At 73.9% G+C, this 21,607-nt stretch carries 17 protein-coding genes; 8 read left to right on the top strand and 9 right to left on the bottom strand.

The window, feature by feature from the left end; genetic code table 11:
- Position 1: 1 nt before the first annotated feature.
- From ABT232_RS20880 to ABT232_RS20865, 4 genes are all read right to left on the bottom strand, one after another.
- Entirely contained in the window at positions 2-2,224 is a 2,223-nt protein-coding gene (locus ABT232_RS20880; RefSeq protein WP_351841990.1) for an NHLP family bacteriocin export ABC transporter peptidase/permease/ATPase subunit, read from the bottom strand.
- Positions 2,221-3,027 carry an HlyD family efflux transporter periplasmic adaptor subunit gene (locus tag ABT232_RS20875; protein ID WP_351841988.1) on the bottom strand — a complete coding sequence of 269 codons (807 nt, stop codon included), beginning with the start codon at positions 3,025-3,027 and terminating at the stop codon, positions 2,221-2,223. The genes ABT232_RS20880 and ABT232_RS20875 overlap by 4 nt, the downstream gene beginning before the upstream one ends.
- Positions 3,028-3,123: 96 nt before the next feature.
- The gene (locus ABT232_RS20870; RefSeq protein WP_351841986.1) at positions 3,124-3,339 is read right to left on the bottom strand and encodes a type A2 lantipeptide; all 216 of its coding nucleotides are present in this window, start codon (positions 3,337-3,339) and stop codon (positions 3,124-3,126) included.
- Positions 3,340-3,793: 454 nt separating this feature from the next.
- Entirely contained in the window at positions 3,794-4,207 is a 414-nt protein-coding gene (locus tag ABT232_RS20865; RefSeq protein WP_351841984.1) for a PaaI family thioesterase, read from the bottom strand.
- A 166-nt stretch (positions 4,208-4,373) separates the two neighbouring features.
- On the opposite strand from ABT232_RS20865, the gene ABT232_RS20860 reads away from it, so the two are divergent.
- Entirely contained in the window at positions 4,374-5,747 is a 1,374-nt protein-coding gene (locus ABT232_RS20860; protein WP_351841982.1) for a S1 family peptidase, read from the top strand.
- A gap of 76 nt (positions 5,748-5,823) precedes the next feature.
- Here ABT232_RS20860 and ABT232_RS20855 read toward each other — a convergent pair whose 3' ends face one another.
- Positions 5,824-7,977: a SpoIIE family protein phosphatase gene (locus ABT232_RS20855; protein WP_351841980.1), complete on the bottom strand. Its 2,154-nt coding sequence runs from the start codon at positions 7,975-7,977 to the stop codon at positions 5,824-5,826.
- 262 nt (positions 7,978-8,239) lie between these two features.
- Here ABT232_RS20855 and ABT232_RS20850 point away from each other — a divergent pair, with 262 nt between their 5' ends.
- Complete coding sequence (locus ABT232_RS20850) at positions 8,240-8,842, top strand: LuxR C-terminal-related transcriptional regulator (protein ID WP_351841978.1); 603 nt, start codon at positions 8,240-8,242, stop codon at positions 8,840-8,842.
- An 83-nt stretch (positions 8,843-8,925) separates the two neighbouring features.
- Here ABT232_RS20850 and ABT232_RS20845 read toward each other — a convergent pair whose 3' ends face one another.
- A complete protein-coding gene (locus ABT232_RS20845) occupies positions 8,926-9,042 on the bottom strand; it encodes a SapB/AmfS family lanthipeptide (protein WP_351841976.1) in 117 nt (38 codons plus the stop codon).
- A gap of 88 nt (positions 9,043-9,130) precedes the next feature.
- Positions 9,131-11,719: a class III lanthionine synthetase LanKC gene (lanKC, locus tag ABT232_RS20840; protein ID WP_351841974.1), complete on the bottom strand. Its 2,589-nt coding sequence runs from the start codon at positions 11,717-11,719 to the stop codon at positions 9,131-9,133.
- 188 nt (positions 11,720-11,907) lie between these two features.
- Between lanKC and ABT232_RS20835 the strand changes: the two genes are divergently transcribed.
- The 5 genes from ABT232_RS20835 to ABT232_RS20815 all read left to right on the top strand — a co-directional run bounded on the left by ABT232_RS20835 (position 11,908) and on the right by ABT232_RS20815 (position 16,890).
- Positions 11,908-14,352, top strand: coding sequence for a SpoIIE family protein phosphatase (locus ABT232_RS20835; protein ID WP_351841972.1), 2,445 nt, complete (start codon positions 11,908-11,910; stop codon positions 14,350-14,352).
- A gap of 59 nt (positions 14,353-14,411) precedes the next feature.
- Positions 14,412-14,831: a CBS domain-containing protein gene (locus ABT232_RS20830; RefSeq protein WP_351841970.1), complete on the top strand. Its 420-nt coding sequence runs from the start codon at positions 14,412-14,414 to the stop codon at positions 14,829-14,831.
- 847 nt (positions 14,832-15,678) lie between these two features.
- Positions 15,679-16,035, top strand: a complete 357-nt coding sequence (locus tag ABT232_RS20825; RefSeq protein WP_351841968.1) for a DUF6479 family protein — start codon at positions 15,679-15,681, stop codon at positions 16,033-16,035.
- 65 nt (positions 16,036-16,100) lie between these two features.
- Entirely contained in the window at positions 16,101-16,280 is a 180-nt protein-coding gene (locus ABT232_RS20820) for a hypothetical protein (protein WP_351841966.1), read from the top strand.
- A gap of 109 nt (positions 16,281-16,389) precedes the next feature.
- The gene (locus ABT232_RS20815) at positions 16,390-16,890 is read left to right on the top strand and encodes a metallophosphoesterase family protein (protein ID WP_351841964.1); all 501 of its coding nucleotides are present in this window, start codon (positions 16,390-16,392) and stop codon (positions 16,888-16,890) included.
- Positions 16,891-16,942: 52 nt separating this feature from the next.
- On the opposite strand, the gene ABT232_RS20810 is transcribed toward ABT232_RS20815, so the two are convergent.
- Complete coding sequence (locus tag ABT232_RS20810) at positions 16,943-18,052, bottom strand: XdhC family protein (protein WP_351841962.1); 1,110 nt, start codon at positions 18,050-18,052, stop codon at positions 16,943-16,945.
- A gap of 160 nt (positions 18,053-18,212) precedes the next feature.
- Here ABT232_RS20810 and ABT232_RS20805 point away from each other — a divergent pair, with 160 nt between their 5' ends.
- Positions 18,213-20,186 (top strand): GTP-binding protein, encoded by a 1,974-nt coding sequence (locus ABT232_RS20805; protein WP_351841960.1) that lies wholly within the window; start codon positions 18,213-18,215, stop codon positions 20,184-20,186.
- A 68-nt stretch (positions 20,187-20,254) separates the two neighbouring features.
- Here the strand turns inward: ABT232_RS20805 and ABT232_RS20800 are convergent, their stop codons facing one another.
- A complete protein-coding gene (locus ABT232_RS20800) occupies positions 20,255-21,508 on the bottom strand; it encodes a YncE family protein (RefSeq protein ID WP_351841958.1) in 1,254 nt (417 codons plus the stop codon).
- Between the last annotated feature and the right edge of the window lie 99 nt (positions 21,509-21,607).

The raw sequence follows: 21,607 nt of genomic DNA, 5'->3' as shown, positions 1-21,607 counted from the left end.
CTCACCGCTCCCTGACCAGCGCCGCGTACGCGCCGCCGCGCGCCACCAGCTCCTCGTGCCGTCCGCGTTCGACGACCGTGCCGTGCTGGAGGACCACGATCTCGTCGCTGTCCCGCACGGTGCTGAGCCGGTGGGCGATCACCACGCACGCGCAGCCGCGCCGCCGCAGGTTGTCCATGACGACCAGCTCCGTCTCGGCGTCCAGCGCGCTGGTCACCTCGTCGAGCACCAGGACGCTCGGCCGGCGCACCAGCGCCCGGGCGATCTCCAGACGCTGGCGCTGGCCGCCGGAGAAGTTCCGCCCGTCCTGCTCCACCCGGCTGCGGATCCCGCCCGGCCGGCGCATCACCATGTCGTACAGGGCCGCGTCCCGCAGTGCCTCCACGACGGCGTCGTCCGGGACCGAGGGGTCCCACAGCGCCACGTTGTCGCGCACCGTGCCCTCGAACAGGAACACGTCCTGGTCGACGAAGGAGACGGAGGCCGCGAGCGCGCCGCGCGGAATGTCCTCCAGGCGCTGCCCGTCGATCCGGATGACGCCCTCCCAGGGCGTGTACAGACCGGCGATCAGCCGCGACACGGTCGACTTGCCGCTGCCGGAACCACCGACCAGCGCCACCTGCCGGCCCGGCCCCACCGTCAGGTCGAAGCCGGTCAGCAGCGGCTTGTCGAGCGGGCTGTAGCCGAAGGTGACGTTCTCCAGCTCGACATGGCCGCGCAGCCGCCGGGTCGACTCGCCGCCCGCCCGGCTGTACAGCGGGTCCGCGCGGAAGTTCTCCACGTCCTTCAGCCGGGCCACGTCCGCCGCGAAGTCCTGGATGCGGCCCGCGACCCCGTTGAGCCGGGTCAGCGGCGCGGTGAACCGGGTCACCAGCGCCTGGAACGCCACCAGCAGGCCCACCGACAGATGGCCCTCGATCGCGCGCATACCGCCGATCCACAGGATCAGCGCGCTGTTCAGCGTCGCCAGCGTCGGCGCCACCACACCCAGCCAGGCGCTCGGCACCCCGAGCCGCTGCTGCTCCTCCAGTGTGGTCGCGTGCTGTCCCGCCCACTTGCGGAAGTAGCCGTCCTCGCCACCGGTCGCCTTCATCGTCTCGATCAGCTGCAGACCGCTGTACGCGGTGGTGGTCAGCCGCGCGTTGTCCGCGCGCAGCTTCGCCGTGCGGGTCGCCCGCAGCCGGATCACCACCCGCATGGCGACGAGGTTCAGCAGCGCCACACCGACGCCGACGAACGTCAGCTGCGGGTCGTAGGTGTACAGCAGCACCGCGTAGAGGACGACGACCACCGCGTCGACGCCCGCCGCCGCGAGGTCACGGGCCAGTGTCTCGGCGACCGCGTCGTTCGACTGGAGGCGCTGCACCAGGTCGGCCGGGCTGCGCTGGGCGAAGAAGGTGACCGGCAGCCGCAGCAGATGGCGCAGGAAGCGGGCGCTGGACAGGGTCGAGGAGATGATCCGGCCGTGGTGCAGATTCGCCTGTTGCAGCCAGGTGAGCACCAGCGTGAGCAGCACGCACGCGCCCATGGCGGTGAACAGCACGTCCAGCAGCGAGGTCTGCCCGCCGATCAGGAACAGGTCGATGTAGGTCCGGCTGAGCGCCGGCAGCGCCGCGCCGACCAGCACCAGCAGCAGGCTCGCCAGCACCGCCGCCGGCAGCGTCCCGGCGGTGCCGCGCAGCCGGGCGGGCATGGCGCCCCACACGCCGGGCCTGCGCCCGCCCTTGGTGAAGTCCTCGCCGGGCTCCATCACCAGCACCACACCGGTGAAGCTGCCGTCGAAGTCCTCCATCGGCACGAAACGGCGGCCCTTGCCGGGGTCGTTGACGTATACCCCGCGGCGGCCGAGGCGGCGGCCCATGCCGTCGTAGACGACGTAGTGGTTGAACTCCCAGAACAGCACGGCCGGCGCCGGCACCTCGGCGAGCGCGGCCAGGTCCATCTGCATGCCCTTGGCCGTCAGCCCGTAACTCCGCGCGGCCTTCAGCAGGTTGCCGGCGCGCGAGCCGTCGCGCGAGACGCCGCAGGCGATGCGCAGCTCCTCCAGCGGCACGTGCTTGCCGTAGTGGCCGAGCACCATCGCCAGGGAGGCGGCGCCGCACTCGACGGCCTCCATCTGGAGCACGGTGGGGGTGCGGACCGGTCTGCGGCGGCTCTTGGGAACCGTGCGCCGGGGCGGGGCCGCCCGGCGCCGGCCCCGGGTCTGCGGAGCGGTGGTGGTCACGGCAGCAGCCAATCGAGGGGACGCTGATCGGCCAGCCGGATCGAGCCGGAGGCCATGGTCATCGAGGTCAGGGTGTGCGGGGGGCCGTCCGTGGTGGACCAGGCGTAGCCACTGTCGGTGGCCGCGGACTCGTCCAGGCGGACCAGTACGGCGACCGGCCGGCCGTCCTCGGTGAACTGCTCGCCGAGCTGGCTGTCGCCGAGGAAGGCGGCGATCTGCTGGGCGGACTGCGGGGAGCGGTCGACGGACTTCACATGGCCGCGCAGCACGCCGTACTCCTGGGAGGGGACCGTCTGGACGGTGAGGTCGACGGCGGCGTTCGCGGGGATGGCCGAGGCGTTGTCGGCGGGGACGTACACCGTGGCGTAGAGCGGCGCGTCGGGATCGGCGACCTTCTCCACGGCGGCCACGTTCGCGCCGGTGGAGACGATCTGGCCGATGGTCGCGGCGAGCGCGGTCAGCCGGCCCGCGGCGAGAGTGCGGACCACGGTCTCGCCCTCGGCGGTACGGACCTTCAGCAAGGGCGTGCCGGCGGGCAGCCGTTCGCCCTGCTTCGCCAGGACCGCGGTGACCTGGCCCGCGACGGGGCTCTGCAGGACATAGCTGCCCTGGCCGTGGGTGAGGATCGCGGGCGCGCTCACCGTGGACGACACCTGACCGGTGACCGCCCACACCGAGGCGGCGGCCATCGCGACCACCGTCACGGACAGCACGAGCCAGCCCTGCGGGCGGGCGAGCCGCACCGGAAGGTCCAGGTCCTCCGGCGACTGGAGCCTGGCGAGGGCCTGTTGGCGGAACTGCACGGAATTTCCCTCACCGGGTGGACTGCGTGACGACATCCGAAGAGTCCCGGAGCCGGGTGACGGCTCCGGGACTCGGCGGGGCACCCTGAGGTGCGATCAGAGACCGGCGACCAGGTTGGTGACCGGGGCGGTGTTCAGGCCGGTGACACCCTCGACGGTGCCGACGACCGTGTCGACCAGGCCGGAGACCGGGGCGATGCCGTCCACCAGGCCGGTGACGGTGCCCAGGGCGTTCACCGCGAGGCCGCCGGAGACGTTGTCGAGCTCGGCGTCGGAGATCTCGACGGTCTCAACCTGGGGGGTGGAGTTCATGATGGAACTTCCCTTCATATGGATATCTCACAAGGGGGGAGCGGCCCCCTCTGGGGACAGACGGACGGCCGCGACCGCAGGCGCCGGACGCCCTGTGCAGGGCGCCCTCGGCGGCTCCCGCGGTGCGATGGATCAAAGCACGCGGCGACCTTCGTCCTCCACTCAACCACCGCCCCCACCTGGGCGTTTGCGCCGCACCCGTGCCCAAGCGTGCAGGCGCGGGCACGCCTTGTCGGCGACTTCTTCACATGCCGCACGGCATCGGCGCACCCCGCCCCTTGCCCCCGTCATGGCGAATCCGGCACTCCGGTCCCAAAGGCGTGAGCGGCGGCGCGCGGGTGTGCAGATCCGCCGCTCACGGTGAGCCCGCTGGGCAGTCGGTGTGCAGATTCCCTGAAGCCCTCGTTCCGCCACCCGGCCGGAACACAAGGTCACCGGCCGGTCGCTTTCCGTGTCAGCCCAGCAGCGCGTAGACCGTGCTCGCGTGGGCCGCGAGGTCGCCCGTCGCCTCCGCCGTCATCGTGATGTCGGCGAACGCCATCCGGCGGCCCAGCTTGGTGAGCACCGCCGTGATCAGGACGTCCGAACCGGTCACCGCCCGCTGGAAGGACGTGGACTGCTGAACCGTCGTCATCGGCACGAAGGCCCTGCGGGCCGCCGAGACGGCCAGCACGGTCGCGGTGTCGGCGGCGGCCATCAGCGCCTGCCCGGACAGCGCGCCGCCCTCCCGGGCCAGCCGGTTGGACCAGGGCAGCCGCAGGACGGCGCGGTCGTCGCCCAACGCCTCCACGGTCAGGCCCAGTTCCTGGACCCAGGGAGCGAAGTTCGCGGAGAGGATCTTGTCGCCTTCGGCGGTGGTCATCGTCATGGGATGACCCTTCCCCCCGGGCCGGACTCCCCACCGCCGCCCCGCCGGTCCGCACACCCGATTGAACGCCCCGCGCACCCCGCCCGTACCACTGGCCATCCAGGCGCCCCCCAACAGCCGCCGCTCGGCGGCCCGGACCCCGGTCCCCCCAGGAGGTCGAGAAGTCTTGAGTCACAAGCGAATTCCGAAGCGCAAGGCCGTGCTGGCCGCAGGCGGTGTGGCGGCGCTCGGAGCGGCGGCCCTCCTGCTTCCGCACGCCAACGCGTCCCAGGACGGCGCCCCGGAAGCCAGGTCCGCCCCCAGCACCCTGAAGTCCGCGGACGCCTCGGATCTCGCCGCCCAGCTCGCCGGGCTGCTCGGCGACGCCTTCGCCGGGTCGTACTACGACGCCGGCCGGCAGCAGCTCGTCGTCAACGTGGTCGGTGACGACAACCAGCTCATCGTCCAGGCGAAGAAGGCGGGCGCGGCGGTACGCCGGGTCGACAACAGCACGTCCGAACTGGAGGCCGCCGCCCGCACCCTGCGGACCGAGGCGACCATCCCCGGCACCGCCTGGGCCGTCGACCCCAGAACCAACAAGATCCTCGTCACCGCCGACAGCACCGTCACCGGCGCCGAGTGGGACACGCTGGAGTCCACCGTGCGGGACCTCGGCTCCGGCATGGCGACCGTCCGCAAGTCCGCCGGCACCTTCAAGACCTTCGCCTCCGGCGGCGACGCCATCTTCGGCGGCGGTGCCCGCTGTTCGCTCGGCTTCAACGTCACCGCGGGCGACGGCACCCCGGCCTTCCTGACCGCCGGTCACTGCGGGGTCGCGGCGGCCGAGTGGTCCGACGCCCAGGGCGGAGCCCCCATCGGCACCGTCGACCAGGCCGTCTTCCCCGGCGAGGGCGACTTCGCGCTGGTGAAGTACGACGACCCGGCCACCGAGGCGCCCAGCGAGGTGAACGCCGAGGGCCAGACCGTCCCGATCCTCCAGGCGGCGGAGGCGACCGTCGGCCAGCAGGTCTTCCGGATGGGCAGCACCACCGGTCTCGCCGACGGCACGGTCACCGGGCTCGACGCCACCGTCAACTACCCCGAGGGCACGGTCACCGGCCTCATCCAGACGAACGTGTGCGCCGAACCCGGTGACAGCGGCGGCTCGATGTTCACCCAGGACGGTCTCGCCCTCGGTCTGACCTCCGGCGGCAGCGGTGACTGCACGGCCGGCGGTGAGACGTTCTTCCAGCCGGTGACCACCGCCCTGGAGGCGGTCGGCGCGACGCTCGGAGCGGGCGGCGCGGCCGGCGCCGGCGGCGCGGAGGACGGCGCCGGCGCGGGGGCCGGTGAGGAGGCCGGCGGCGAGGAACAAGGCGTCGGTGAGGAGCAGGGCGTCGGTGAGGAGCAGGGCGTCGGTGAGGAGCAAGGTGTGGGCGACGAGCAGGGCGTCGGTCAGGAAGCCGGCGCCGGTGAGGAGGCCGGCGCCGGTGAGGAAGCCGTTGGCGGTGGGGAAGCCGGTGACGGCCTCGGCGAGTCCGAGCTGACGCCGGGCCACTGACCCGCCTCCACCACAGCGGGCCCGTGCGGGTGGTCCGGCCCTTCGGCGGAAGGGCCGGACCACCTCGTCACCCGCCTCACCCCTCGGTGCGCGCCCGCAGCAGCAGCAACGCCACGTCGTCGGCCCGCTCCTGCGCCGCCGCCTCCTGCCCGACGAGCAGATCGGCCAGCTCGTCCAGCGGCAGCTCCCCGGCCTCGCCCAGCCGCTGCCCGAGACCGGCCAGCGCCTCCTCGATGTCGACGCCGGGGGATTCGATCAGGCCGTCGGTGTACAGCACCAGCACGGCACCGGGCGCCAGTTCGACCTCCGTCGACGGATAGCTCGCCGACGCGTCGATGCCCAGCAGCGGGCCGCCCGCCAGATCGAGCACCCGGACCCGCCCGTCCGGCCGTCTCAGCAGCGGCGGCGGATGCCCGGCCCGCGCCATCACCGCCCGCCCGTGCGCCGGATCGAGCCGCAGATACAGACAGCTGGCGAACAGATCGGAGCCGAGGTCGATCAGCAGCCGGTTGGTGCTGCGCATGACCTCGTGCGGCGCCTGGCCGACGGTGGTGTACGCCCGGACGGCCGTGCGGATCTGCCCCATCAGCCCGGCCGCGGTCACGTTGTGGCCCTGCACGTCCCCGATCACCGCCGCCGCCATGCCCTGGGTCGGCACCGCGTCGTAGAAGTCGCCGCCGATGTCCATGCCCCGGGTGCTCGGCAGATAGCGCGCCGCCGTGTCGATGCCCGGCAGCCGCGGCAGTGACGGCGGCAGCAGCGCCGCCTGGAGGCCGTGCGCCAGCTGGTGCTTGGCGTCGTACAGCAGCGCCCGCTCCAGGGCGAGCGCGATCAGTCCGGCGACGCTGGTCAGCACCGCCCGCTCGTCCGCGGGGAAGGGATGCGGCTCGGGGTAGGCGAGCACGCAGGTGCCCACCGGGCGTCCGGAGGCGATCAGCGGCAGATACGCCCAGGCCTCGCACCCGTCGCGCAGCGCGGCCCGCGCCGGATACAGCCGCTCCAGCTCCTCACGGGTCTCGAAGAAGGCGGGCACCCCGGTCATCAGCGCGCGCGCACCCGGCGTCGCCGCGCCCAGCGGCGTGCCGTCGAACCGCTCCACGACGTGCGGGTCGGCGTAGCCGCGATGCCCCAGCACCCGCAGCCGGCCGGCCCGGGTGCCGAGCACCACCAGGGCCGTGCTGCCCACCACCGGCGCGAGCTCGTCGGCGACCAGCTGCACCACGTCCTGCACGCCCACCGCCTCGGTCAGCGCGCCGGCGAGCGACAGCACCTGGGAGATGTTGACCAGCCGGGAGGGCGCGTCGGCGGACCTTGCCTCGACCCGGCCCATCCGCGACACGGCCCGCGCCCGGGTGATCCGCACGCTCAGTCCGGTCGTGCTCGGGTACAGCCGGAAGGACAGCCACTCGCCCGGCGGCCGCAGCGCCACGAACGAGGTGGCCTGCTGGCTGAACAGAGCGGCGCGGTAACGGTCCTCGTACACCGGGTCGTTGAGCCACGGCACCGTCGCCCACAGCTGATGGCCCACCAGCCGCGTGACGCGCTCGCCGATCAGCTCGGCCGCGGCCGGGTTGGCGTAGGTGACCCGGCCGTGCAGGTCCAGCGAGCACAGCCCGTACGGCAGCCGGGACACCATCCGGGCCGCCTCGACCGCCCCGATGGAGCCGGACATGCCGCCGACCAGCGGCGCGGCGAGCAGATCCGGCTCGGGCAGCACCGGGCGGCTCTCCCGGGCCGCCCGCTCCAGCCGCAGCGCCAGCCGGTCGCACGCCGACGTCAGGTGCTCCCGCTCCCGGTCCGACAGCTCGGGGGAGTGGGCGCCGGGCCAGGTGACGAAGACCGCGCCGTACACATGGCCCCGGGCGATCACCGGGAGGGCGGCGAGGGCGAAGGGGTAGGGCAGCACCACGGCGACCCGCGGATAGCGGCGGGCCATCTCCTCCTCGCCGCTCACCCAGACCAGCCGCCGTTCGCGCACCGCGTCGGAGACGGGGACCGGCGCGCTCACCGCGACCCGCTCCCAGGGCGCCGCGAAGGCCCGCGGCAGGCCCGCCATCACCGCCATCTCCAGGACCTGCTCGTCGGCGCCCAGCAGGTACACGGCGCCGGAGTGGGCGTGCACGCCGTCGATCATCGCGGCCAGCGCCAGCGACAGCAGCGGAGCGCCCACCGGGTGCCGGCCGGCCGCCGGTGCCTGCGTGTGCTGCTGCCCGTCGGACACGCCGACCACCTCCTCGCGGCGCCGCGACGGTCCTCGGCATCAAATCTCTCTCGTCCCGGGCCGCGGCGCACGGCGAACGCCCGCCGCGCCGTACCCCGAGTCGCGCCGGCCATGCCTCCCCGGCGGAAGCGTGGGCGGGAGCATGGGAGCGGTCCGTGCGCCCCCGCGCACCGCGTTGGCCGATTCTGCCCGACCAGCCGGGAGCGGCGGCACCAAGAATGGGGCACGCGCTCAACATTCCCCACTGCAACGGTGAATCGAAGGGACAGCGGTGATCCGGGTACTTCTGGTGCACGACGCGTGTCTGGTGCGATCGGTCCTGGCGGAGTGGCTGCGCCGGGAGCCCGACCTGGGGGTCTACGACGCCCCCTGGCGGGCCGCGCCCGCCCAGGTGCGGTCCTTACGGCCCGACGTCTGCGCCGCGGACCTGGAGTACGGCGGCCGGCACGGCATCCCGCCGCTCGGCGAGGTGAGCGGCCGCGCGGGCAGAGCGCCCCGCCTGCTGGTGCTGGCCGGCGCGGACCGGCCGGGGCTGCTGAGACGTGCCGCCGAGGCGGGCGCGCTCGGCTACGTCGACAAGGCCGGCTCGCCGGAGCGGCTGGTGCGCGGGATCCGGGCCGTCGCGGAAGGTGAACGTTTCGTCGACGACTCGCTCGGCTTCGGCTTCCTCAAGGCCTCCCAGATGCCGCTGACCCGGCGGGAGCTGAGCGTGCTGACGCTGGCCGCCGAGGGCGCGTCCATCGCGGAGATCGCCGGCAGCCTGCACCTCTCCCACGGCACCGTGCGCAACTACATGGCGGCCATCACCCGCAAGACCGGCGCCCGCAACCGCATCGACGCGATCCGGATCTCCCGCGGGGAGGGCTGGCTCTAGGGGGCGAGACGCCCCCTAGAGGGCCCCAGCGCACGGCAAGGCCCCGGGCGGCAGCCGCCCGGGGCCTCGGTGTCACATGCCGGTCAGAGACAGAGCAGAACGCTCGCGGCGCTGATGCAGGAGAGCAGGCTCACCGTGCTCGCACCGCCACCGCCGGTGTTCTCGTCGGCTTCCATCGTCTGCAGGTCCAGAAGGGCCATCGTGGGTTCCTTTCCGTGATTACGTGACAACGGACTGCGTCCCGTGGGGACGGGTTGCGTCACGACTCCGCCGGATCGCGGAGCCGCGTCATGAGGGCCGCCCGGTGGGCGGCGGGAGGAACGGCAGGGCGGCGGGCGCGTCGCCGAGCGCGGCGCCGAGCGCCAGCAGACAGCCGGCCGTTCCGGTGGCGAGGTCCATGGAGAGCCGCATCATCTGGTGCCCGGGGAAGGCCAGCAGGCCCTGGTACGGCATGGCCAGCCAGCCGAGACCGTCGATCTGGGCGGCCAGCCGGTCCGGGTCCGCGCCGGGCGCGGTGGTGCGGCTCAGGTGCAGAATCATTCCGGCGCGGCCCTGGAAGAGCCCGGGCTGCGCGTAGAAACGGCAGGTCGCGGCGGTCAGCACGCCCGCGCGGGCCCGCTCGAACTCCCTGCTGCCGTCCGTGCCGTGGGCGAGGTAGTCGTCGAGCACCATGCCGAGGCCCGCACTGCCGTCGCCGAGATACGGCAGCGTCCGCCAGCCCTCGTCGACCTCCAGTGCCCCGCCCTCGCGCACCACACAGCCCGCCAGGTCCTGCCGCAGCGCCCGCTCGGCCGCCGCCAGCAGTTCCCGGTCACCGGTCGCCTCGTAACGCCGCAGCAGGAACAGCGCCGGCCCGCTCGCCCCGCGCAGCAGGCCGACCCGGCGCCGCGGCTTCTCGGGACGCGGCTCCGCCAGCCGCCGTACGACGATGTCCGCGGCCTCCGCGGCGCTCGCCCGCAGCTCCGGCTCACCGGTGGCGTCCGCCAGCTGCCCCAGCACCAGGCCCAGCCCGGCGAGCCCGCCCTGGAGGTCCGAGGAGAGGTGCTGCCAGCGCTCGCGCAGGATGCCGCCGACGAGGTCCAGGGCGCGCTGCCGGTGGCCGAGCCGGTCCAGGACCAGGGCGACGCCGGCGAGACCGTCGTACAGGCCCAGCGGGGTGCCCGCCGGCGGCCGGGCCGTGCGGTCCAGCAGCCACCGCTCGCCCTCCTCGTACCGGTCCGCGCCGACCTCCGCGAGGGCGTGCAGCACTCCGGCCGCGCCGTGCGCGAGCCCGAGTCCGCCGCCGTCGGAGAACTGGGCGATGTCGCCGGGGAAGAGCCGGTCGGTGCGCTCCGGGGTGGCCGAGGCGAGGATCGCCTTGACCATCGAGTCCCGGCTGTGCGGCCAGTCGCCCGGCTCCACCGGCCTGACTGGCGCGGGACGGGCGGCCCCGGACACGCTCCGGGTGATCTCCGCGACCGCCTCGTCCAGGAACGCCCGCGGCACGTCCGGGAACTGCCCGGCGATCACCTCGGCCAGATGCGCCGCCTTGCCCCGGTCGATCACGAACAGCGTGGTCACCGGCAGGAACATGGCGAGCCGCAGACAGGCCAGCGCATAGCGGTCGACGTCGGCGCCCCGGCGGTCGGGCGGGGCGAAGAAACCCGGGTGGGCGACGACCTGGCGGCCGTTCTCGCCGACCGGCGCGGCCGCCTCGAAGTCGATCAGGGACACCGACTCCTCGTCGGGCGACACCATGATGTTGAAGACGTGCAGGTCGTTGAAGACGATCCCGCGCGCGTGCACCGCCTCCACGGCCCGCTCCACCGCCCGGTGGATGCGCAGCGCCCACGCCGTGTAGTCGGCGACGGCCCGCGGATCCGGCTTGGGCAGCAGCAGCGGGTGCCGTTCGGCGAAGAAGGAGTTCAGCGGCCGGCCCTCGACGAAGTCCATCACCAGGAACTGGTGCTCGCCCAGCGTGAACCAGTCACGCACCTCGGGCACCACCCCGGTCCCGGCCGCCCGCTCCAGGGCCTGCTTCTCCCGCTCCAGCCGGGCGATCGCGTCCGCGCCGTCGGCCGCCAGCCCCGCGTGCGGCCGGCCCTCCTTCAGCACCACCCGGCGCCCGTCCCGGGTGTCGGTGCCCGTGTACACCCCGCCGCCGTTGGAGAAGTGCAGCGCCTTCTCGATGCGGTACGGCAGGTCACCGACCGTGGTGGCGTTGCGCGCGGCCAGCTGCGGCGCCAGGAAGTCCGGCAGCGTCACCCACTCCGGCACCCGGAAGGACGGGTCCCGGCGGTCCGGCACCAGCCGGCCCTCCCCGTCGCGCACGGCGGGCACCAGCGAACCGCGCTCGTCGACCACGTAGGAGCGCGCGAAGGCGCCGTAGCGGACATGCAGCGGTCCGTCGTCCCAGCGCAGATCGGTCAGGACGTACGGCCCCTCGAAGCCCTTCAGCAGCGCGCCCAGCTCGGTCAGCACGGTGTGCAGCTGCGCCTCGTCGGCGGGGTAGACGGTGACGAACTTGCCGCTGCCCTCGCGCGGCGCGTACTTGGCGTTGCGCAGGTGCAGCAGATGCGGGGCCGGGACGAACTTGAACGGGACGCGGCGCGGCACGCAGTACTCCCAGACGATCTCCGCCATCCGCTCGGCGTTCGCCCGGGTGGCCGAGGCGTGGATCTTCCAGCCCTGCTCCGGCCCCGGATGCGGCTCGCCGTCCGCGCCGAGCGGGGTCAGCGTCAGCCAGTCGCCGATGCGGGCGGCGCGCCAGCCCTCGGGCACCTCGCGCCGGGCCGCCGCGTACTGCGGCGCGGCACCGGCCCCCTCACCCGTCAGCCGGTCCGGAGTGTCGTAGAAGTGCCCGTCCGAGAGCGCGTACACCTCGTACCGCTTGTCCATGCGTCCCCCTCCGTCACGGCCACCGAGCCTGTCAGCCGGGGAGCGGTCGCGGACAGTCACGCCTGTCACGAGGTCGGTGTGCGGAACGCACGCGTCAACACATGTTCGGTCACTTTCGGTGTCTTTCGAGCAGACCCCGAACGCTCACAGGGGCTGCGCGGGCGCCTCATTAGCGCTGTAATACGGACGTGGTCACTGAGGGCGCTGCGGGACGCGGAACGCGAACGCCGCGTGCCGAAATCGCCCTGCGAGCGCTGCTGGGTGACCGGGACGCACCCGAACGGCTGCGCCGCGTCCTCGAACAGGCGCTGGTCTTCGCCGGGGCGACGTTCGCCGCCGTCTACGTCCCCGACGAGGACGGCGACGTGCTCTGCCTGCTGGAGGCGGCGGGCGTACCCCGGACGATGTACGGGCTGCGCGACAGCTACCCGCTCTCCGGGCGCTCCCCGGCCGCCGAGGCCCACCGCACCGGACGGCCGGTCTGGCTGGGCCCGGACGAGCTGGCCGCCCGCTCCGAGTCACGGCGCACCCCCGCCGGCGAGTTCTTCGTGGCCGCGCTGCCCGCGCACCGGGACGCCGACGCCGGCTGTCTGCTCGCCGTCAGCGAGGACCCGCACGGCTTCGACACCGAACAGCGCGTCTCCCTGGAGCTGATCGCCGACGCCGTCACCTATCCGGTCCTGCCCGCCCACGCCGAGGGCGGCGACCTCCCGCCGCACGCGTTCACCCTCGCCATGGACAGCGGCCGCGTCGAGGTCGGCGACGACCTCCTCGACCTGTTCGGCCTCACCCGCGACGACTTCGACGGCAAGGTCGAGACCCTGCTCGGGCTCACCGTCCCCGAGGACCTGCCCTCACTGATGTCCGTCGTCGAGGCCGACCACATGTCCCTCGGCGAGCGCGAACTGGAGTTCCGCGTGCTCCGGCCCGCCGGACCGCCCCGCTGGCTGCGGCTGCGCGGCCGGCTGCTGCCCGGCGGCGAGGGGCAGCCGGCCCGGCTCGTCGGCACCGTCGTCGACGCCGCCCAGAACCGCTCCGACGTCACCGACGTCGCCCGGGTGCAGCGGCTGGCCGCCGCCCTCGCCACCGCCGGCACCGTCCGCGACGTCAGCCAGGCCGTGGTCGCCGCGCTGCGCCGCCCGCTGCGCGCCGACCGCATCGCCCTCGCCGAACTGGAACACGACCGGCTCGTCGTCACCGTCCTCGACCCGCCCGACCCCGAGTCCTGGCCCGAGCTGTGGCAGCTGGAGTGGCGCACCGAGTGGCCCGACGCGCCGGTCCGCGCCATGCCCACCCTCGCCGCCGCCCTGCGCGACGGCCGCGCCCAGATCTGGCCCGCCGGCACCGCCCTGGAGCCCGCCCTCGCCGACGTCGGCCCCGGCGGCCTCGCCGTGCTGCCGCTGCCCGCCGGCGGCCGGATGGCCGGCGCCTGCCTGATCGGCTGGGACAGCCCGCACGACTTCGGCCCCGACGAGCGCGCCCTGCTCACCGCCTCCGCCGGGCTCGCCGGACAGGCCCTGATGCGCGCCCACGCCTTCGACGCCGAACACGAGCTGGTCGCGATGCTCCAGCGCACGCTGCTGCCCCGCCGGCTGCCGAAACTCCCCGGCGCGGTCGCCGTGGCCCGCTACCTGCCCGCCACCGCCGGGCTGGAGGTCGGCGGCGACTGGTACGACGTGATCCCGCTGCCCGACCACCACGTCGCCCTCGTCATCGGCGACGTCCAGGGCCACAGCGCGGCCGCCGCCACCCTGATGGGCCAGATGCGCACCGCGCTGCGCGCCTACGCCGTCGAGGGCCATCCGCCCGACGTGGTGGTCTCGCACGCCAACCGGCTCCTCACCGACATGGAGACCGACCTCTTCGCCACCTGCGTCTACGTCGACGTCGACATGGAGGAGGGCATGGCCTGGTGCGTCCGCGCCGGCCATCTGCCGCCCGTGCTGCGTCACCCGGACGGCTCCACCGTGGTCGTCGAGGCGGAAGGCGGCCCACCGCTCGGCGTGGTCGCCCAGGCCGACTTCCCGATGACCCCGCTGCGCCTCCAGCCGGGCACCCTGCTCGCCCTCACCACCGACGGACTCGTGGAGTCGCCCGCCACCGACATCGACGAGGGGATGGACCGCTTCGCCCACCAGCTCGCCCAGTCCGACCCCGCCCACCTCGGCCTGGTCGCCGACGCGCTGCTCGGCAACGCCCGGCGCAGCGACGACGTCGCCCTGCTGCTGATCCGCTACGACGGCATGGCCGTCCGGCCGCGCCGCGAGAGCTGGTCCATCTGGCGGGTCCCGGAGGCCGTCCGGCACTCCCGCCGTTTCACCAGCCGCACCCTGCGCGCCTGGGGCCTCGCCGAGCACACGGACGCCGTCCTCCTGATCGTCTCCGAACTGGTCACCAACGCGCTGGTGCACACCGACGGCAAGATCCGCCTCGACATCACCCTGGTCGGCAACCGGCTGCGGATCGCCGTCGCCGACTCCTCGCCCCGCACCCCCGTCCGGCCCACCAACATCGGCTGGGAGGCCACCGGCGGCCGCGGCCTGCTGCTCGTCGAGGCCATGTCGGCGGCCTGGGGCACGGTGCCGGTCAGCGGCGGCAAGCAGGTCTGGAGCGAAATCGCGCTGGACGCCTGAGCGAGGACCGCCTGCGAGGGGTACCCGGAGGCCGGAACGAGCGAAGAGGGAGGTACGTCATGACTCAGCACGTCCGCGACATCATGACCGCCGACCCGGTGACCGTCGAGCCGCAGAGTTCGGTCGCGGCGGTCGCCAGGATCATGCGCGACGAGGACATCGGCGCCGTCCTGGTGACCGACGGCGACACCCTGCGCGGTCTGGTCACCGACCGCGACCTGGTGGTCCGGTCGATCTGCGAGGGCGGCGACCCCGAGCAGACCACGGTCGCCGGGGCGTGCAGCGAGGATCTGTTCACGCTGGAGCCCGACGAGGACCTGGACCGCGCCGTCGAGCTGATGCGCGAGCACGCCGTACGCCGCGTCCCGGTCGTCGACCACGGCCACCCGGTGGGCATCATCTCGCTCGCCGACCTGGCGATGGAACGGGACCCGGACTCGGCCCTGGGCGACATCAGCGTGGCCCGGCCGAACACGTAGGCACACGGAGACCCCGAGGCGAGCCTGAGCCGGCCTCGCGGCGGATGGGCGGGCCGGGCCGACGCCCGGCCCGGCCGACTCGGCTGCCGCCCGGCCGGCTCGTGCGTACACGCAGGCAGGCGAGGCGGGCTTGCGGCGGCGGGGCGGCCCTGGGCCGAGGCTCGACCCGTCCGGCCCGCGCCGCCGCCGAGCCGGCTCACATCCACACATAGGCACGAGGCGAAATCCGGAGCGGGCCCGAAGCAGGCCCGCCCGGCTCGCGCCTTCGTCGCCCACCCGCCGGTGCTTGGCTCGTGCTGCCCGCCGGTGCTTGGCTCGTGCTGCCCGCCGGTGCTTGGCTCGTGCTGCCCGTTGGTGCCTGGCTCGCGCTGTCCGCCGTGGCTGCCCGGCCTGTGCCGCCGCCGGTGCTTGGCTCGTGCTGCCCGTCGGTGCCTGGCTCGTGCCGCCCGCTGTGGCCGCCCGGCCCGCGCCGCCGCCGGTGCCTGGCTCGTGCCGTCCGCCGTGGCCGCCCGGCCCGCGTCGTCGTCGCCCACCCGCCGTGGCCGCCCGGCCCGCCGCTGCCCGCCGGTGCACGCCGCTGCCGGTCGGCCGGCCCGTGCTGCCGCCCGGCCCGCCCGGCTCGTGCCGTCGTCACCCGCCCGGCGTCGCCGCCGCCCGGCCCGTGCCGTCGCCGACCGGTGCACGCCTCGTGGCGGCGGGCCCGCGCTGCCGACCGGTGCGCGCGGCCGGTCCGTGCTGCCACCGGCCGGTCCGTGTCGCCGGCCGCGCGGGCACCACACCGCAGCTCCCCGAGCGCCCCGGCCAGGAAGGTACTCATTCACCCGGCGGCAGGGGGTACCCGACGTCCATGAACACAAGCGCCTACGTCACCGCCGCCTCGGAATCCGCGCCCGGTATGGCCATCATCCTCGTCGCGGGCATCGTCATCACCGCCCTCCTGATCTGGGCCGTGCTGTTCGGGATCCGGGCGCGGCGTCGCGAAGCCCGTCCGCCGCGTCCCGAGGAGCAGCCGAGGCTGCCCGAGTCCGGCCCGGTGCACGAGACGCGGGAGCAGCGCGAGCCGCACGAGATGACCGAGGGCGAACGGCTCACCCCGCACCAGCTGAGGCCCACCGGCGGCGCCCCCAGCGAGGACCAGCAGCGGCCCCGCTGGGACCAGGGCTCCAGCGGCTCCTTCGGAGGTGGCGGCACCGGCGGCAGCTGACGGGCCGCCGGGTTTGCCCGGAATCCCGCCGGGGACCCGGACGGCAGCAGTGAAGGGAGCACGCCGTGACCACGCCGACCACCGAGAAACCCCTCACCCGGCGCACCGAGACCGGATGGTCCAGGGCCCGTCGGCTGAAGGAGAAACCGGCCCTGCGCACCTGCCTGTCGGCCGTGGAGGACCGGGAAGGGCCGCAGACATCGCACACCGCGGCGGAGTGGAACATCGTCAGGGGCGAGGACTGAGCACGAGTCGGCACACCTGCCGAGCCGAGGATCACCACCGGCGTCGCCGAGCACCGCACGGCGGCGCCGCCGCTCTGCCCCGGCCCGGCGCGGCCCGTACGCTGAGGCCGTGCGCCTGCTGCTGATGAGCGACACCCACCTCCCCAAGCGCGCCCGGGAGCTGCCCGCGCCGCTGCTGGCCGAACTGCCCCGCGCCGACGTGGTGTTCCACGCCGGGGACTGGGTCGACACCGCCACCCTCGACCTGCTGGAGCGGCGCTGCCACCGGCTCGTCGCCGTGTACGGCAACAACGACGGCCCCGACCTGCGCGCCCGGCTCCCCGAAGTGGCCCACGTCGAGCTGGACGGCCTGCGCTTCGGCGCCGTCCACGAGACCGGGCCCGCCCAGGGCCGCGAGGCGCGCTGCGCCGCCCGCTACCCCGACCTCGACGTGCTGGTCTTCGGCCACAGCCACATCCCCTGGGACACCACCGCCCCGTCCGGACTGCGCCTGCTCAACCCCGGCTCGCCGACCGACCGCCGCCGGCAGCCGCACTGCACCTACATGACCGCGACCGTGGCCGACGGCCGTCTCACCGACGTCACCCTGCACCGGCTGCCTCCCCGCTGACCCCGGATCGGACGGGATCGGATTGGACCGCCGTTAAGTCCGTTCAGTCCGTTCAGCTCCCCGACTCCGGAGGATGCACCGCCCCCGTCGTCCCCGTCAGCGGCGCCCCGCTGCCGCCCCAGCGCGACGCGACGATCTCCGCGGCCACCGACACCGCGACCTCCTCCGGCGTCCGCGCACCGAGGTCCAGGCCGATCGGGGAGCGCAGCCGGGCCAGTTCGGCCGGCTCGACACCCGCCTCCACGAGCCTGCGCGCCCGCTCCTCGTGGGTACGGCGGCTGCCCATCGCCCCGATGTACGCGGCGGGACGGCGCAGTGCCTCCGTCAGCAGGGGCACGTCGAACTTGGGGTCGTGGGTCAGCACGCAGAGCACCGTGCGGTCGTCGGTGCCGGTGGCCCGCAGATACCGGTCCGGCCAGTCGACGACGACCTCCACACCGGGCGGGAAGCGCTTCGGCGTCGCGAAGACCGGGCGGGCGTCGCAGACGGTGACCCGGTAGCCGAGGAAGGCGCCGATGCGGGCCACGGCCGCCGCGTAGTCGATGGCGCCGAAGACCAGCATCCGCGGCGGCGGCGCGAACGAGTGCAGGAACACCGAGACCTCGTCCGCCCGCCGCTCCCCGTGCGGCCCGTAGTGCCGTACGGCGGTGGCGCCGAGGGCGAGTTCGCCGCGCGCGTCGGCGGTCACCGCAGCGTCCAGGCCACTCGCGCCCAGCGTGCCGGAGACCTGCTCACGCCACACGGCGAGCGTGGCGCCGCGAGGTGCGGGACCGTCCGTCACCGTCGCCACCGTCACCGGTCGGCCCTCGGCCACCGACGAGGCGACCGCGCCGAACGACGGATCGAGGCCCGGGCTCACCGGCCGCACCAGCACGGTGATCTCACCACCGCAGCTCAGCCCGACCGCGAACGCGTCCTCGTCGCTGTACCCGAAGGTCTCCAGCCGTGCCCGCCCGCTCGCCACCACCTCCCGCGCCAGATCGAACACCGCGCCCTCGACACAGCCGCCGGACACACTGCCCACGACCTCGTCGCCCGGCCCGACCGCCATCGCCGCGCCGGGGTCGCGCGGCGCGCTGCGGCTGACCGCGACCACCGTGGCCAGACCGAAGGGTTCCGCGGCCGCGTACCAGCCGCCCAGCACCGGAAGGATGTCCCGCACGCTCCGCCCTCCGCTCCCTGCGTTAATCCGTTGCCGCCGGGGCCGTGCCTCTGCTGCACTGCATCCCGTCCGTCGTCGCACCAAGAGGAGCGAGCAATGCGCACTGCGTCCATGTCCACCCCGCAGACAACGGCTCCCCACCTCAAGGACATGACGCCTCGTGCACTTGCTCAACCTCGGCATCCTCGCGCACGTCGACGCGGGTAAGACCAGTCTGACCGAACGGCTGCTGCACCGCGCGGGCGTGATCGACGAGATCGGCAGCGTCGACGCCGGCAGCACCCGCACCGACACCCTCGCGCTGGAGCGGCAGCGCGGCATCACCATCAAGTCCGCCGTCGTCTCCTTCCCGCTGGGCGACGTCACCGTCAACCTCATCGACACCCCAGGTCACCCGGACTTCATCGCCGAGGTGGAACGGGTGCTCGGTGTGCTGGACGGCGCCGTACTGGTCGTCTCGGCCGTCGAGGGCGTTCAGGCGCAGACCCGCGTGCTGATGCGGACCCTGCGCCAGCTGCGCATCCCGACCCTGCTCTTCGTCAACAAGATCGACCGCCGCGGCGCGGCCTACGAGGACGTGCTGCGCGCCGCCGCCGACCGGCTCGCGTCGCCCGTAGTCCCCATGGGCACCGCCACGGACCTCGGCACCCCGCGGGCCCGCTTCACCCCGGGCCCCGTCCCGGCCGCGCTGGACGTCCTCGCCGACCACGACGACGACCTGCTCGCCGCCTACGTCGACGGCGCCGTCCCGGACGTCTTGCTGCGCAAAGCCCTCGCCGAGCAGACCCGGCGGGGCCTGGTCCACCCGGCGTACGCGGGCTCCGCGATCACCGGGGCGGGCGTGGACGCGCTCGCCGACGGCATCAGGCGGCTGCTGCCCACCGCCGCCGGCGACCCCGACGGGCCGGTCTCCGGCACCGTCTTCAAGGTCGAGCGGGGCCAGGCGGGGGAGAAGGTGGCGTACGCGCGTCTCTTCGGCGGCACCCTGCGCACCCGCGACCGGATCCGTTTCGGCACCGCGGGCCGGGAGGGCCGGGTGACCGCCGTCCACGTCTTCGACCAGGGCGCCGACACCCGCCAGGACGCGGTCGGCGCCGGCCGGATCGCCCGGCTGTGGGGCCTCACGGAGGTGCGGATCGGCGACTGGATCGGCGTACCGCGCACCACCGACCGCCGCCTCTTCGCCCCGCCGTCCCTGGAGACCGTCGTCGAACCGGTCCGGGCGGCGGACCGGGGGGCGCTGCACACGGCACTCACCCAGCTGGCCGAACAGGACCCGCTGATCGGTCTGCGCCACGACGAGGTGCGCCAGGAGACCTCGATCTCCCTCTACGGGGAGGTCCAGAAGGAGGTCGTCCAGGCGACCCTCGCCGACGACCACGGCCTGGACGTCACCTTCCGCGAGACGACACCGCTGTGCGTCGAGCGCCTGGCGGGCACGGGCGCGGCGGTCGCGTTCAACAAGAAGGACGACAACCCCTTCCTCGCCACCGTCGGCCTGCGGGTCGAGCCGGCCCCGGCCGGCGCGGGCACGGACTTCCGGCTGGAGGTGGAGCTGGGCTCGATGCCGTACGCCTTCTTCAAGGCCGTCGAGGACACCGTGCGCGAGACCCTGGGCCAGGGCCCGCACGGCTGGCAGGTGCCCGACTGCACGGTCACCATGACCCACTCCGGCTACTCACCGCGCCAGAGCCACGCCCACCAGGGCTTCGACAAGAGCATGTCCAGCACCGGAGCCGACTTCCGGGGCCTGACCCCGCTGGTCCTGATGGAGGCGCTGCTGCGGGCCGGGACACGGGTGCACGAGCCGATGCACCGGTTCCGGCTGGAGGCACCGGCCGACACCCTGGGCGCCCTGCTGCCGGTGCTGGCCGCGCTGCGGGCGGTGCCGCGGACCACCGAGACCCGCGGGACGCGCTGCGTCCTGGACGGCACGGTCCCGGCGGCCCGCGTGCACGCCCTGGAACAGCGGCTGCCGGGACTCACCCGGGGCGAGGGCGAACTGGACAGCGCCTTCGACCACTACGCGCCGGTGGCCCGGGGCGTCGCCCCGCCCGAGCGCCCGCGCACCGACCACAACCCGCTGAACCGGAAGGAGTACCTGCTCAACGTGACCCGCAGGACCGGCGGTTGAGCCCCTTCACCACTGTCTCCGCTGTTGCCGCTGTCTCCGCCGTCACCACTGTCACCCGGCGGCGGAGGTCAACCGGTCAAGGGACCGGACCAGTTCGCGGGGACCCGGGCCTGCCTGACCCGCTGCGGGTGGTCGCCGACCGGTACCGACACCGTCTTCTCGCCGGTGGCGAAGTCGATGGCGGTGACCCGGTCGGCGCCGCTCTCGGAGATCACGCAGGACTTGCCGTCGCCGCTGACGGTGGCCCAGTAGGGCTTGGCGGCGGGCACCAGCGGGCCCTCCTGGAGGGTCGTACGGTCGACGACGGTCGCGTAGTCGTCCATGGTGCCCGCGACGCACAGCTTGTCGCCGCCGGGCTGCATCGTGATGCCGTGGTGGCGGGAGTCGTTGACCCAGGTGGTGCGGTCCTCGCTGGTGGCGGGGTTCTTCGGGAGGGTCTTCGTCCGGGTGATGCGATCGCTCGCGACGTCGTACTCGAAGAAGCCGTTGAAGAACGACACCTGGAAGTACAGCTTCGACTCGTCCGGGCTGAACGCGGCCGGGCGCACCGCGTCCGAGTAGTCCTTCAGCCCGATCGCGTCCAGGCGCTCGCGCATGTCGATCACCTTGACCTGCCGGAAGGTGGCCGCGTCGACGACCGTGATCCGCCGGTTGCCCTTCGTCCAGTCCAGCCACGGGGCGTCGAGCGCGGTGTTCACCTCGCCGATGGACATGTTCCAGATGTAGCGGCCGTCCCGGGTGAAGACGTTCTCGTGCGGCTTGTCTCCGGTGGCGAACGAGCCGACCTGCCTGCCGGTCTCGATGTCCAGCACGTGCACGGTGTTGGAGGTGGAGGCGGAGACGGCGACCCGGGTGCCGTCGGGGGAGACGGCCATGTGGTCGGCGCGGTAACCCGACACCGGGAAGCGCCACTTGACGGCGCCGGTGGTCAGGTCGAGGGAGACCACGTCGGCGAAGCTCGGCCGGGAGACGACCATCGCCGTGCCGTCGGGGGTGGCGTACATGTCGTCGACGAACTGGTCGTGCCCCTCGCCGACGCTGTTGCGGACGCCCATGAAGTAGATCCACTTGATGGGGTCGGCCTTGATCTCCGCCATCCGCTGGTCCTTGTCCGGGACCACGTCGATCCGTGCGATCCGCGCGAAGTCGCCGCGGGACTCGATGACGTCGGCGGTGCCGTCCCAGTTGTTGCCGACGAACAGCACCTCCCGCAGGGCGGTGGGGGTGTCCGGGGCGGCCGAGGCGGCGGTCGCCGGAGCGGTGAGGGCGAGGACGAACGCGGCGGCGACGGAACCAAGCCGTCTTGAGCCGAGGGCAGGCATGAGTGCTCCCTCCGGGAGTCGGGAGTGGGTGGGGGGTGCTGCGATCTGAACACGGCTGCTTTCAGAGTGGCTTACTGGAAAGTAAGGATCGGACGCGCT

It is taken from the genome of Streptomyces sp. NPDC001532, assembly GCF_040298625.1.
In the GTDB taxonomy this organism is placed as follows: Bacteria; Actinomycetota; Actinomycetes; order Streptomycetales; family Streptomycetaceae; genus Streptomyces.
Note: the sequence above shows the minus strand (reverse complement) of the source record. Positions and strands in the feature narration are given on the sequence as shown.